The following is a 12,604-nucleotide window of genomic DNA, read 5'->3' on the forward strand; positions in this document are numbered from 1 at the left end:
CTGACGAATCCGATAAAGTCAGTCGGTCTCATGTTATTCCTAATTATCTTCAGCGCGATTCTTGTCTGCGTACTTGTAGTCGGATTATTCTCCTACTCGACCTCCAAGAGCATCATTAAGAAGAAAGTTGCGGATTCCAGCGCGGTGGCGATTGCACAATCCAAAGGCAAGCTTGATTTGATGTTTAAGAACTATGAGGCTCTATCCATGCAAATTCTGCTCGACAAGACGGTTCAAGATAATCTGATGAAATACGATCAAACGACAGACGATTATGAGCGTTTCGATGTAATGAAGAAGTTAAGTGACTCCATTCAATCCTACATACTCGGCAACTCTACCATTGTCGGAGCTGCAATTATCCCGATGAGCGGTGATTCGGCATCTGTAACTGTCGGATCTTCAAGCATCAGTACGGAAGATGCAAAGGATACGGCGTGGATGAAGACGATCGCAGACGGCGGCGGTAAGTTGATGTGGCTGCCCGCTCAAGTGAAAGGCTACAGCGGCAGTGCATCGGAGCCAACGATTGCGATGGGCCGCGTTATGAAGAACACGGTAACGAATGAAGGCAAATTCATTATGATCGTTGAGATCTATTTGAAAGAGTTCTCCAAGCAGCTTGAAGATCTGAAGCTCGGAGACAATAGCGATATTACGATTGTTGATAACGCGAATAATTTAGTTTTCACCAAAGATCTGGCACTAATCGGGAAACCATCCCCGATTACGCTATCTTCCAAAGAGAAGTCAGGATCAACAACAGAGACAATTGCAGGCGGTGAAGAAGTTCTTGCCATCTACAACCAATTCTCAACGGTGGATTGGAAGCTGGTCGGATCGGTTCCGGTAGATGAGCTTGTAAAGGACGCGAAGCAAATCCGCAATGCAACTTATATTATTGCAGGGATTGCAGCGTTGCTGGCAATCGGCATCGGATTGCTCGTCATTCGCATGGTTGCCTTGCCGCTTGTTAGCTTGCGCAATCTGATGAACGAAGGCGAACGCGGCAACTTGACTGTACGTTCGACGATTAATAAGAAAGACGAGATCGGTCAACTGGCGCAAAGCTTCAACCAGATGATGACGCAAATTACCGTACTCGTCGCCCAAACGAATCAATCTGCGCAGGACGTGCTGGCAACAGCCGGCGAGCTGTCCGACGCTTCGAAGAAAACTGCCGTATCTGCGCGTGAAATCGCAGTTGCTACGGAAGAGATCGCTAACGGCGCTACGAGCCTTGCGATGGAAGCGGAGAAAGGCAGCGACCTTACTTCTGAGATCAGCCAACAGATGCAGCAGGTTATGAATGCAAATCAAGATATGGGCCAAGCAGCCAGCGAAGTAGAGAAAGCCAGCCGCCAAGGTACGGCCTATATGAACAGCTTGATCGAGAAAACAGGAATGACAGAAGAAATGACACGTTCAATGGTAGAGAAGGTTGATCGTCTCAAAGAAAGCACGCGTTCGATTCGTAAAATTCTAGATGTACTCAATAATATGACGAAACAAACGAACATTTTGTCTCTGAATGCAACAATTGAGGCTGCTCGTGCAGGTGCGGCTGGTAAAGGTTTCATGGTTGTGGCGGATGAAATTCGTAAATTGGCGGATCAATCCCGTCAGTCCATCGATGTCGTTGGTCAGATTACTGAGACCATCCAGAAGGAAATCGACGAAACCGTTCACGTCTTGTCTGATGCTTATCCGATTTTCCAAGAGCAAATTCAATCGGTTAAAGAAGCAAATCAAATCTTCTTGACCGTTCAAGGTCAAATGGGCGATTTCGTTGGCAGCTTAAGCTCGGTTACGGATTCCATCAGCATGCTGGAGCGTTCGCAAGTGGTCCTCTCCGAAGCGATGGGTAATGTCAGTGCAGTAGCCGAAGAGTCATCCGCTACTTCCGAGGAAGTGGCATCGCTGAGCAATGAGCAAAACAGCATTAGCGAAGGGCTTGTTCGACTGTCCGATAAACTTGAGACGGTATCAACGGGGCTCAAAGAAACGCTTAGTCGTTTCCGTACGTAAGGAAAGAGCAAAGGCTGACATCATGGATGTCAGCCTTTTACATGGGCATAACAAGAAAGAGGCGGGGATGCATCCCCGCCTCTTTACGATTTCAACCTGTTATTAATCTCGGCTTTGCGTAAAGATCATAATGTACTTGACCAGCTCAAGCAATGAAATCAATGCTGCCGCCACGTACGTCAATGCTGCAGCATTAAGGACTTTCGCTACCCCGCGTTCTTCTTCGTTCGTAATGAAACCTTCGGAGATCATGATTTCACGAGCACGACTACTTGCATTAAACTCTACAGGCAGTGTAACGAGCTGGAAGGCAACCGCACAAGAGAAGAACAAGATGCCAATTCCAATCAATCCAGTGGCTTGAAACAGAAAACCGGCGATTAACAAGAAAGGCGCCACACCGGAGGCGAAGTTAACGACTGGGAAAATTTTGTGGCGCAGCGTCAGCATCGGGTAATGCACACTATGCTGAATCGCATGGCCGACCTCGTGACAGGCTACAGAAACCGCTGAGATTGAATTCTCGTAGTAAACCGGCTCTGACAACCTTACAATGCGGTGAATCGGGTCGTAATGGTCAGAAAGCGTTCCTGGAACCGGTTCAACCGGTACATCATGTAGTCCATTGCGATCGAGCATCATCCTAGCGGCTTGATAACCAGTAAGACCGCTGTTGATCGGAACCTCTGACCAGCGATTAAATGTACCGCGAACTCTGAATTGTGCCCATAACGATAATAGGAAGGCGATGATGATTAGAAAATCCATTGGGTGAAAAAACATAATAGTTCCCTCCATTAGTGTTGAAATCCTACATTAAGCCGCCTTTGTTAATGAGTAGCATTAAGGCTTCAACGCATGCAGCTGTTTGGGGCGCAAGCCGTTTAAACACCTGCTTGGCCTGCTGAGGCTTCAATTGGTTTAGGACTGGTTCAATCTCCTGTACTTCGCGTTGCAGCTGTTCTAGATGAAGCTGGAGATCCATCAGCCTGCCTGACACTTGATCCTCAGTAGAAACTTTGCGCCAGCCTGCCAAATTAGCCTTGATTTCATCGAGCGTATATTTGTCTTTCTTCAACTGTACTATACGTTTGAGCCGATTCAAGGTTTCATCGCTATAGAGACGATAATTTTTGGCTGATCGCCGTTCGGGTTCGATCAGACCCATTGATGTGTAGAAATCGATTGTACGTGGACTTACGCCGGCTAACTTCGATAATTCACCAATCCGGTGCAGCGCATGGTCGGACAATGGAATCACCTCTCTCTTTAAACGGGTATAGGCGTTATTCTTCTAGTACCTATGATACAGAATCTATAACCATACAGTCAAACGTAATGCTTTGACGAAATATGTAAGTATAAAACCTAACATGAGACTTAGCTACTAGAAAGGAATTTCGTAATTTATAGGAAGAGTGTGACATAGAATAGGATAGAAAAACGTTCAAAACGCGAAGGATGAAGCGGTAAAAAGGCCGTTTCGGTGTTAAAATTGTGAAAAAACTTAACATTCGAATCGTTCGAAGAAGCGAATGTTAGATTTTTTTCGAGAAAATGAAAAAACTGTATTGTCAAAAGTGGTACTTCTGACTATAATGACATTAAGTCTTTCCTAGCATGTCAAGAAACATTACATTAGGGAGTGGTCGTAGTGGTCAAAAAGTTGATTTTGTCTTTAGGTGCTCTTATGTTGTTATTTCCAGCAATGGCTTTCGCAGACGACCCGTCTGCAGGAACACTGAACATGGGGTTGAACTCGATTTGGGTTCTAGTCGCAGCAGTGTTGGTAATCTTGATGCAAGGTGGATTTATTCTTCTTGAATCCGGTTCGACACGCATGAAGAATGCCGGGCATATTGCCGGTAAAACAATCTTCACATTGGGACTTTGTACCTTGGTTTACTGGGCTGTAGGTTATGCTTTTGCTTTCGGTGCAGATAACGCTGAGAATTCAATCAGTAAATTTATCGGATGGGGCAGCTACTTATTCGCTCCTGCAGTATCGGCAGCAGAAGGCGAAGCACTTCCTTCGACAATCTTCTTCGTATTCCAATTAGCTTTCGCAGCAGTATCACTTTCCATCGCATGGGGCGGTTTCGCAGAACGCGCTAAGCTATCTGCATACCTCGTCTTTACCGTATTGTTTACAGCACTTATCTATCCTGTTATTTCCCACTGGATCTGGAGCCCAACTGGCTGGTTGTTCGCTGAAGGCGCGCAAGACTATGCCGGCTCCACAGTTGTTCATTTAACCGGTGCTCTTGCAGCCTTTGCGGCAACCGTACTTCTGAAGCCGCGTATCGGCCGCTTCAATAAAGACGGCTCGGCAAATGAAATTCTAGGTCATAACCAAGTATTTGGAGCTTTGTCCGTACTTATACTATGGGTTGGCTGGTTCGGCTTTAACGCAGGTAGTGCTCTTGGTGTAGGCGACGGGTTCTTCGGTTACGTTGCATTCAACACGCAACTCGGCGCAGCGGGCGGCGCAGTAGCAGCACTTCTGATCTCCTGGCTTGTAAACGGCAAAGCAGATATCCCTACAACGTTGAATGGTGCTCTTGCCGGTCTTGTTGCTATCACTGCAAGCTGTGCGTTCGTAGATCCTTGGGCAGCTGTAGTAATCGGTTTACTTGCAGGCGTACTCGTATTCTTCAGCGCTAAGTTCTTCGAGAAAATCAAAGTCGACGATCCAATCTATGCACTTTCTGTTCACGGTGCAGCAGGGGTTTGGGGTACATTGGCGAATGGTATCTTTGCAACAGATGAACTGGCAACGAAGCTTAACGTTGGTAAAGGCGGTATTATCGACACAGGCAACTGGCATCAAATGTGGGTACAGCTTGAATCCGTACTCGTTTGCGGCGGCTACGTCCTCCTCGTTTCCTTCGTATTGCTTGGAATCATGAAAGTAGTTATGGGTCTTCGCGTTACGGAAGAGCAAGAGATTATCGGTCTTGACCTTTCCGAGCATGGTACTTTCGGTTACCCGGAGCAAATGAAAAAAGCACAACAAAACATGTAAGCAGCAAAAGCAGCCTTAAAAAGTTGTTCGATATACTGACATAGGGGTGAGCACAGCATGAGCGATCCGGTTCGTGCGAAGCTGCTTACACGCATCGGGACTACCGATGATGTGGTGACGCTGCGCGGCTTGCGGGATCAAATCCACGAGCGAATGGAAGCTCTGCATATGAAGCAGCCGATTGAACAATTTAATACGGATCTGAATGAGGTACATGATGCGTTAATTCGTCGGGCGATCTCATTATCAGAAGCGCAAATGGCACGGCTGGGGCACGGTTCCCCACCCGTGCCATACGCGTATTTATTGTTCGGCAGCGGAGGCAGGGCGGAACAAACGCTGTCAAGCGACCAAGACAGCGGCATGATTTACGACGATCCGGAGGAAGAGTCGAAGCGTGAGCGAGTAACGGCTTATTTTCATATCTTCGCCGAAACGATTGTCGATATGCTTCAGAAGCTCGGTTATCCGCCATGTGAAGGAGAGGTAATCAGCTCTAATCCGATCTGGTGCCAATCACTCTCGCAGTGGAAAGCGAAGTTAGACGGTTGGTTTGATGATCCGGATTGGGAGTGTGTCAGGTATCTTCTCATCATTGCTGACAGCCGAATCATTTATGGTCAGAACCAGCTGCTTACAGCGATGAAGGATCATTATTATTCCGATATGTTAAATCACCGTGTTATCGTTCATCACATGCTTAATAATACGATGCGTCATAAGGTGTTGATAGGCGTATTCGGTCAGCTGCTTAAAGAACAATACGGCACAGACGCCGGCAGCTTGGATCTGAAATACGGTGCTTATATCCCAATGGTGAATGCGATGCGATTGTTAAGCATTCAAGCAGGCGTACGAGAAACGTCGACACTTGCGCGGATAAACCGGTTGCGTCAACTAGCCGTCTTAACCGAAGAAGACTGTGTCATGTATTCCGGAATATTTCGTTTGTTCATGCGTCTTCGGCTGATGAGTACGGAGAAACGGGAAGATGGGCTTTACACGAACAATGGGAAGCTGCCGCAAGTGAAGCTGACAAAGGAATTAATCGATGAGCTGAAATCCGGACTCAAGGGAGTTAAGAAGCTGCAACGCTTCGTTCATAAGCAGACGGCGGGTAGGCTCTAGGGCAGCGGAGGGAGAACCATGAAGGAGCAAAAAAGTGTAGGCAGGATGTGGCATTTATACAAAATGGGCGGAATTACACCGGCGATTGCTTCGATGATGGGCGCTCAAAACGCACAGCAAATGGCCTTTATCCGTTCGATGTCAAAGGAGCAGCGCAAGGAATCGATTATGGATCAGCCGCTGCAAGATATGGAGGTCGTTGTCTTTGATCTGGAGACGACCGGATTCTATCCGACGAACGGGGATGAGATCCTATCGGTTGGCGCTGTGCTCGTGAAAGGAGATCAGCTTGTAGAAGGCGGAACATTCTACAGCTTGGTTAATCCTAAACGAAAAGTGCCCAAGCATATCACGGAGTTAACCGGAATTACGAATGAAATGGCCCAGGATGCGCCGGATTTGATGCAGGTGCTTCATGATTTCATGGAATTCGTCGGTAAAAGATTGCTAATCGCGCACGCCAGCGGTCATGACAAGCAGTTTCTGAATGCGGCGCTATGGCGCACTTCGAAAGTCAATCTGACGCATCGCGTGCTTGATACGATGCTGGTCGCGAAATGGCTGGAGCCCAATCGGCTCACGTATAACTTAGACGATATGCTGACATTAAGCGGGATTGAGATCACGCAGCGACATCATGCGCTGGAGGATTCCCTTATGACAGCGAAGCTGTGGGTACATTATTTGCAGCAAATGCATAATCGAAATGTAATTACGCTTGAGGACTTATATGCTTATCTTAGTCAGCATTAATGGGGTGAAGCGGCCGTTCTCTGCCCAATAGGGCTGGATGAGCGGCTTGTCCACCTGTTGAAGCGAAACAATCCAATAGTTTATGCCCGATTCCGTCGCGTGGAGACCATTCCAATCTGCAGTGCTTGGAATCGGCATGGACGATGGATGGGAGTGAAAGTAGCCGACAAGCGATTGTCGGTTTTTTTGCATGCTGAAATAGGCTTGAATCCACTCCTCGGGATCGAATGCGAACCGATTGAGCGGCTGTTGCGATCGATTACGTATGGCCTGGATACCTGTTACGGTTACTTCAGGCTGCTGTGCTTGCCTGGATGTGTCGGTGCCGGTCAGTATCCCGCATGCCTCTTCTGGAAATGCTCTGAGGCAGATTTCCACGAGGGATTGATAGGCATCGGATGTAATTGTCACTTTGTTCATATTCACAATGCCTCTTTCGTTTCGAAGGTCATTGTTCCATTATACTACGCATCACCAGCTGTCTTCGGGGGATGAACAAAGAAAATAATAATGAGCAAGGCACCAAATGAGAGAACCGCGACAACACTGTACAACAGTGTATCGGAACGTTTGGCCATCCAGCCGAATAAAGGAGGTCCGAAGGCGACACCGAAGAAACGCAAGCTGCTGTAGAGGGAGGTGACCATACCCCGATGCTCGCGATCTACGGAGCCGGTAATGAGCGTATTCAGGCAGGGAAGCAATAGTCCGGTGCCGGCGCTGCTGAGCGCTGCGAAGCCGATTAACGCATACACACTGTTGTGGATGAAAGCAGCCGCAGCCAATGCCAAGCCCATCACGGATAAGCCGATGATCATGAGCCGGCGCATGAGTGCGCCGTTGTTTTTGATTTTGCGTCCGGTCAAGTAAGCTGTAATAACTAGGAATAGGAGCGGGATCGCGAGAACGCCCCCCTTAGCTACACCGTCAATATTGTAAGGAGCTTCTTCAAGGACATCAGATAACCGGAACAGGACTCCGAACAGAATAAAGAGCCCCAGTGAACCGGAAACGAATGCGGAGATGAGCCAGCGCCCCTTCTCCTTGAAGACCTTTGCGATGCCCGCAATATACTGCTTAACCGGTGTTTTCTCTTTATTTTCTTTGGGCGGTTCTTTGATTAAGAACATCATGGCGAAGAATGACCCTGCACAGAATAATGGAAAGGCAAACAAAGGGGCATACCAAGCCATTAAGGCGAGCAGCGAACCGATGATCGGGCTTACGACCTTACCTGCGCCGTTCGAAGCTTCTATGAGCCCTAATGCTTCACTTTCACTGCCGTCCTTGTACATGTCACCTACAAGTGCCATTGCGATTGGGGAAGTGCCGGCAGCACCGATTCCTTGAAGCGCGCGTGCCGCAATAAGCAGCCAATAGGCATGCATAACTGCTCCGATGCCTGCCACTATCCCTGCTATTCCATAGAGAGCGAGAGAAGGCAGAATGACGGCTTTACGCGTGAAACGATCCGATAAGTATCCGGAGATCGGGATGATGAGGCCGGCTGCCACCGAAAACAACGTAATGACAAGACTTGCTTGAAATCCTGAAATGCCAAGCTCCTTCTCCATATCCGGCAAGATCGGGACGAGCATGGAGTTGCCTAATACGAGGACGAGCGGGACAGTTGCGAGCGCGCAGTATTGCAGCCATTTGCCCTTGCCCTGTTCACCTTGATCAGCCTTATTCTTGCTGCCGCCGCTCGAACCGCTTGTGCGCAGCTTGCCTGGGTTCCTTGCGGCCCATCCGGATTTAGTTGCTTGTTTCATTAGAACAGCTCCCATGGCGAAATTGTGTCATCTCGACGGTAATGTTCCCACGAACTTGAGCATCCATTCCCAAGCGTGGTAACATGTAGGGAGGTTGTCCGAAACAGATATTGCATAGAAGAAAGAAGGCGCAAGGATGAAACGTTCGATCGTGCTGATCGTCATCGTGCTGGTATTGGCCGGTGCCGCAGTCTACCAAAATAGAGGAAAACATAACGAAGCGCTTGCCGCTTCCAGCGACATGCTGCCCAAGCCGGGCTATACGGCCCCCACACTTGAGCTTCCTGACTTAACAGATCAGGCAACACCTATCGGCGGTAAACGCGAGAAACTGCTTATGGTGAATTTCTGGGCTTCGTGGTGCTGGCCTTGCGAGATGGAGGCGCCTGATATGCAGGCACTTTCGGAGAAGTATGGCGATAAGCTGGAGCTCTACGGCATTAATGCAACAAGCTTGGATAAAGAGCGTCAGGCAAGAGAGTTTGTCACGGAGCAGAAGCTTAAATTCCCCATTCTGATGGATCGGGACGGCAAAGCGACTGACTTGTACAAAGTGAACACATTCCCTACGACCCTCTTGATTGACAGCAACGGAATTGTGAGAGAGCGGATAGGCGGGGTTATTTCCAAGAGCAAGTGGGAAGCGATTATCGACAAATGGATTGATGTTCAAGAAGAGCAGCATACAGGCACATAACTACTACCGCAGCGTAAAATAAAGAACGCCGTATCCGCCAATTATGGCGGATACGGCGTTCTTGCCGTTTAGTGATTAACCAATCCGAACTGTTCGCGAGGCTCATCCATGGCATTATCGATCTTGGACATATTGAGCAGTGCATAACGGATGCTGTCGACCAGCGCTTCCCAGCTCGCTTCAATTACGTTGTTCGAGACGCCGACCGTGTTCCAAGTATTCTTGAAGTCGGTGGATTCCATTAAGACACGGACTTTAGCAGCCGTTGCGTCCTTCTCATCGATGACCCGAACTTTATAGTCGGAGAGGTGGAAGTCGTTTATGCTTGGGTAGAACTGCTCCAGTGATTTGCGAAGCGCATTGTTAAGTGCATTAACCGGACCATTGCCCTCAGCCGCCATGTAGACGGTTTGATCGTCAACTTTCACTTTTACGATCGCTTCGGCATTCATTCCGTTGCCGTTTGTTTTCTCCACGATCATTTTGAGAGATTCCAGTTTGAAAATTTCTTTCATTTCGCCAAAGGCATCACGCAGCAGCAGCTCGAGCGATGCATCGGCACCTTCGAATTGGTAGCCTTGATGCTCAAGGTCTTTGATTCGTTCCATGATTTCTTTGGTCTTGTCGTTATTGGCGTTAATATCAAGTCCGAGCTCTTGAGCCTTGGAGATGATATTGCTTTGACCGGCAAGTTCAGAGACGAGTACACGCTGCTTATTGCCAACCAGTTCAGGGCGAATATGCTCGTACGTCTTAGAGTCTTTCATGATCGCGGAAACGTGAATGCCGCCTTTATGTGCGAAAGCAGCGTTACCGACGTAAGGCTGTGCAACAGGCATGTGAACATTCGCGATCTCGCTAATGTAGCGGGCTGTTTTCGTAAGGGACTGAAGTTGATCATCACTCACGCAGCGATAATTCATTTTGATTTGAAGATTCGGGATGATCGAGCACAGATTCGCGTTGCCGCAGCGTTCGCCATAACCGTTGATTGTTCCTTGCACCTGACGGGCACCAGCCTGTACAGCAGCTAAAGTGTTAGCTACGGCAAGCTCGCAGTCGTTGTGCGTATGAATACCGATCGGAGCGTTAAGCTCCATTCGGATGCGTGTAACGATATCATGTACTTCGGATGGCAATGTGCCGCCGTTCGTGTCGCAAAGCACGATCCAATCCGCGCCTGCATCTTGCGCTTTGCGCAGTACGGAGAGTGCATACTCAGGGTTATGCTTGTACCCATCGAAGAAATGCTCCGCATCGAAGATGGCTTCAACGTCATTGCGTTTAAGGAAGGCAAAGGAATCGTAAATCATTGCCAGGTTCTCTTCAAGCGTCGTCTGCAGAGCGGTATGTACATGGAAATCCCATGACTTGCCGACCAGCGTAGCAGCAGGAACACCGGACTCAACAATTCGCAGCAGGCTGCTATCTTGCTCTGCCAAAGAATTCTTGCGCCTTGTGCTGCCGAAAGCGGTGATCTTAGCACCCAGCTTCAAATGCTTGACACGTTGAAAGAACTCGATATCCTTGCTGTTGCTGCCTGGATTTCCGCCTTCAATATAATGAACGCCAAGTAAATCAAGCTTCTGGGCAATTTTTATTTTGTCGTCTGCGGAGAGGCTGATTCCTTCGCCTTGCGTGCCATCTCTCAGCGTAGTGTCGAAAATGGAGATTGTGTTTGCCATTATTTTCAGAAGCCCCCTTCACTACTAATCCTATGCGTAGTCATAATTTTTTATTATAGCATTACTTGTCCAGTGCGTAAATGTTCGGTTGCGGTCACCGAAAAGCCGCGAGTTGACTGGCTCTATCGGCAATTGTATGCTGAGGTTAGAAGCAAATTTAGCGGAATAGGAGGAAGTCAGTAATGTCCACGGATCATCAGAAACCGGCTGCCAAGAACCGTATTATTTTGCACCTAGACATGAATGCATTCTATTGCTCGGTACATGAAGCGGAAGAACCGCATCTATATAAAGGAAAGCCTACAGCAGTCGCCGGCAGTGTGGAGCTGCGCAAAGGCATTATTGTCACTTCTTCCTATGCGGCCCGCAAGCAAGGGGTGAAGACGGGGATGACGGTTCGCGAAGGCATGCGCCGCTGCCCGGATTTGATTCTCATTCGCCCTGATTTTGATCTGTACCGCACTTATTCGCGCGGGTTTATGTCGATCGCCAGGCAATATACGCCTTTAGTTGAAGCGATGTCCATCGATGAATGCTATATGGATATTACAGGTTCCTCCGCATTCGGAGAACCGCTGGAAATTGCGCATGCCATTCAGGATCGAATCCGTAATGAATGGAATCTTCCATGCTCGGTTGGTGTAGCGCCGAATAAGCTGCTGGCCAAGATGGCCTCCGATATGCAGAAGCCTAACGGGTTCACCGTGCTGCGTATTCGCGACGTTCCGAAGCTGTTGTGGGATAAACCCTGTGACTCGCTGTTCGGTATCGGCAGGAAGACGGCAGACAAACTATTGAAACTGAATATACGCACAATCGGGCAACTGGCGGAAGCCGATGAAGTCATGCTGACGAAGCATTTTGGCGTACTCGGTGCATGGATGAAGTCCGCTTCGTATGGGTATGATCATGCACAGGTTAATGCAGCCAGAGAACGAAACAAATCGGTCGGTCATACGACGACACTGCCCAAGGATGTGAAGGAACGCACGGAAGTGCATCGTATCCTGCTGAATTTGGCGGATCAAACCGGGCGCAGAATGCGCCATCAGAAGATGATGGCATCCACCGTTCAGATCGTCATCCGCAGACCGGATATGACCACTGTAAGCAGATCGATTACGCTTCCTGTACCGACAGATTCCGCTGCAGATATTCATAAAGAAGCTTGTAAACTATTCGATAAACATTGGCCGCTAGGCGAGCCTGTCAGACTACTGGGAATTACACTGCAGAATCTATCTTTGCAGGATGAAACGGCCGTTCAGCTAGACTTGTTCGAATTTGAAGAACAGCCTCGCAAGGCTGCTTTAACAAAGGCTATGGATATGCTTCGCGATAAGTTTGGCGAGGATGCCGTACTGACAGCAGGCATGCTTGGAGACGATCCTTCGGCATTAATTCGTAACAAACGAATTAGAGGGACATCCTTGCAAACTGACGAGCATATGTTATATAGTGATGAGTGAGGGTTGTTCGCTAAAAAACCACACAATCGTAAGTTTCTTGGCTTACA

At 48.4% G+C, this 12,604-nt stretch carries 11 protein-coding genes; 6 read left to right on the plus strand and 5 right to left on the minus strand.

Annotation, left to right across the window (positions count from 1 at the left end):
* Nucleotides 1-30 precede the first annotated feature (30 nt).
* On the plus strand, nt 31-2,028 hold the full coding sequence (locus AC0YNS_RS06865) for a methyl-accepting chemotaxis protein (RefSeq protein WP_475780994.1): 1,998 nt from the start codon (nt 31-33) through the stop codon (nt 2,026-2,028).
* Between the two features lie 102 nt (nt 2,029-2,130).
* Here the strand turns inward: AC0YNS_RS06865 and AC0YNS_RS06870 are convergent, their stop codons facing one another.
* Both AC0YNS_RS06870 and AC0YNS_RS06875 read right to left on the minus strand, forming a co-directional pair.
* The gene (locus tag AC0YNS_RS06870) at nt 2,131-2,811 is read right to left on the minus strand and encodes a zinc metallopeptidase (RefSeq protein WP_475780284.1); all 681 of its coding nucleotides are present in this window, start codon (nt 2,809-2,811) and stop codon (nt 2,131-2,133) included.
* Between the two features lie 28 nt (nt 2,812-2,839).
* Nucleotides 2,840-3,280, minus strand: coding sequence for a MerR family transcriptional regulator (locus AC0YNS_RS06875; protein WP_475780285.1), 441 nt, complete (start codon nt 3,278-3,280; stop codon nt 2,840-2,842).
* Nucleotides 3,281-3,682: 402 nt separating this feature from the next.
* On the opposite strand from AC0YNS_RS06875, the gene AC0YNS_RS06880 reads away from it, so the two are divergent.
* Genes AC0YNS_RS06880 through AC0YNS_RS06890 form a run of 3 tightly spaced genes read left to right on the plus strand, consistent with a single transcriptional unit; the run spans nt 3,683 to nt 6,934 of the window.
* Entirely contained in the window at nt 3,683-5,053 is a 1,371-nt protein-coding gene (locus tag AC0YNS_RS06880; RefSeq protein WP_475780286.1) for an ammonium transporter, read from the plus strand.
* 57 nt (nt 5,054-5,110) lie between these two features.
* Nucleotides 5,111-6,181, plus strand: coding sequence for a DUF294 nucleotidyltransferase-like domain-containing protein (locus tag AC0YNS_RS06885; RefSeq protein WP_475780287.1), 1,071 nt, complete (start codon nt 5,111-5,113; stop codon nt 6,179-6,181).
* 18 nt (nt 6,182-6,199) lie between these two features.
* Nucleotides 6,200-6,934: an exonuclease domain-containing protein gene (locus AC0YNS_RS06890; protein WP_475780288.1), complete on the plus strand. Its 735-nt coding sequence runs from the start codon at nt 6,200-6,202 to the stop codon at nt 6,932-6,934.
* Here AC0YNS_RS06890 and AC0YNS_RS06895 read toward each other — a convergent pair.
* Together AC0YNS_RS06895 and AC0YNS_RS06900 are read right to left on the minus strand one after the other, a co-directional pair.
* Nucleotides 6,908-7,354, minus strand: a complete 447-nt coding sequence (locus AC0YNS_RS06895; protein WP_475780289.1) for a M67 family metallopeptidase — start codon at nt 7,352-7,354, stop codon at nt 6,908-6,910. The genes AC0YNS_RS06890 and AC0YNS_RS06895 overlap by 27 nt on opposite strands.
* 44 nt (nt 7,355-7,398) lie before the next feature.
* Nucleotides 7,399-8,706 carry an MFS transporter gene (locus AC0YNS_RS06900; protein ID WP_475780290.1) on the minus strand — a complete coding sequence of 436 codons (1,308 nt, stop codon included), beginning with the start codon at nt 8,704-8,706 and terminating at the stop codon, nt 7,399-7,401.
* Between the two features lie 136 nt (nt 8,707-8,842).
* Between AC0YNS_RS06900 and AC0YNS_RS06905 the strand changes: the two genes are divergently transcribed.
* Complete coding sequence (locus tag AC0YNS_RS06905; protein ID WP_475780291.1) at nt 8,843-9,403, plus strand: TlpA family protein disulfide reductase; 561 nt, start codon at nt 8,843-8,845, stop codon at nt 9,401-9,403.
* 68 nt (nt 9,404-9,471) lie between these two features.
* Here the strand turns inward: AC0YNS_RS06905 and cimA are convergent, their stop codons facing one another.
* Nucleotides 9,472-11,088 carry a citramalate synthase gene (gene cimA / locus AC0YNS_RS06910; RefSeq protein ID WP_475780292.1) on the minus strand — a complete coding sequence of 539 codons (1,617 nt, stop codon included), beginning with the start codon at nt 11,086-11,088 and terminating at the stop codon, nt 9,472-9,474.
* A gap of 182 nt (nt 11,089-11,270) precedes the next feature.
* Here cimA and AC0YNS_RS06915 point away from each other — a divergent pair, with 182 nt between their 5' ends.
* Nucleotides 11,271-12,557, plus strand: coding sequence for a DNA polymerase IV (locus AC0YNS_RS06915; RefSeq protein WP_475780293.1), 1,287 nt, complete (start codon nt 11,271-11,273; stop codon nt 12,555-12,557).
* Nucleotides 12,558-12,604 lie beyond the last annotated feature (47 nt).

It is taken from the genome of Paenibacillus sp. J22FR21 (assembly GCF_056269135.1).

What these genes read in the sequence shown, in the direction of transcription:
- AC0YNS_RS06865 (WP_475780994.1), top strand. Translation starts at nt 31, where the DNA reads ATGTTATTCCTAATTATCTTCAGCGCGATTCTTGTCTGCGTACTTGTA.
- AC0YNS_RS06870 (WP_475780284.1), bottom strand. Translation starts at nt 2,811, where the DNA reads ATGTTTTTTCACCCAATGGATTTTCTAATCATCATCGCCTTCCTATTA.
- AC0YNS_RS06885 (WP_475780287.1), top strand. Translation starts at nt 5,111, where the DNA reads ATGAGCGATCCGGTTCGTGCGAAGCTGCTTACACGCATCGGGACTACC.
- AC0YNS_RS06890 (WP_475780288.1), top strand. Translation starts at nt 6,200, where the DNA reads ATGAAGGAGCAAAAAAGTGTAGGCAGGATGTGGCATTTATACAAAATG.
- AC0YNS_RS06895 (WP_475780289.1), bottom strand. Translation starts at nt 7,354, where the DNA reads ATGAACAAAGTGACAATTACATCCGATGCCTATCAATCCCTCGTGGAA.
- AC0YNS_RS06900 (WP_475780290.1), bottom strand. Translation starts at nt 8,706, where the DNA reads ATGAAACAAGCAACTAAATCCGGATGGGCCGCAAGGAACCCAGGCAAG.
- AC0YNS_RS06905 (WP_475780291.1), top strand. Translation starts at nt 8,843, where the DNA reads ATGAAACGTTCGATCGTGCTGATCGTCATCGTGCTGGTATTGGCCGGT.
- cimA (WP_475780292.1), bottom strand. Translation starts at nt 11,088, where the DNA reads ATGGCAAACACAATCTCCATTTTCGACACTACGCTGAGAGATGGCACG.
- AC0YNS_RS06915 (WP_475780293.1), top strand. Translation starts at nt 11,271, where the DNA reads ATGTCCACGGATCATCAGAAACCGGCTGCCAAGAACCGTATTATTTTG.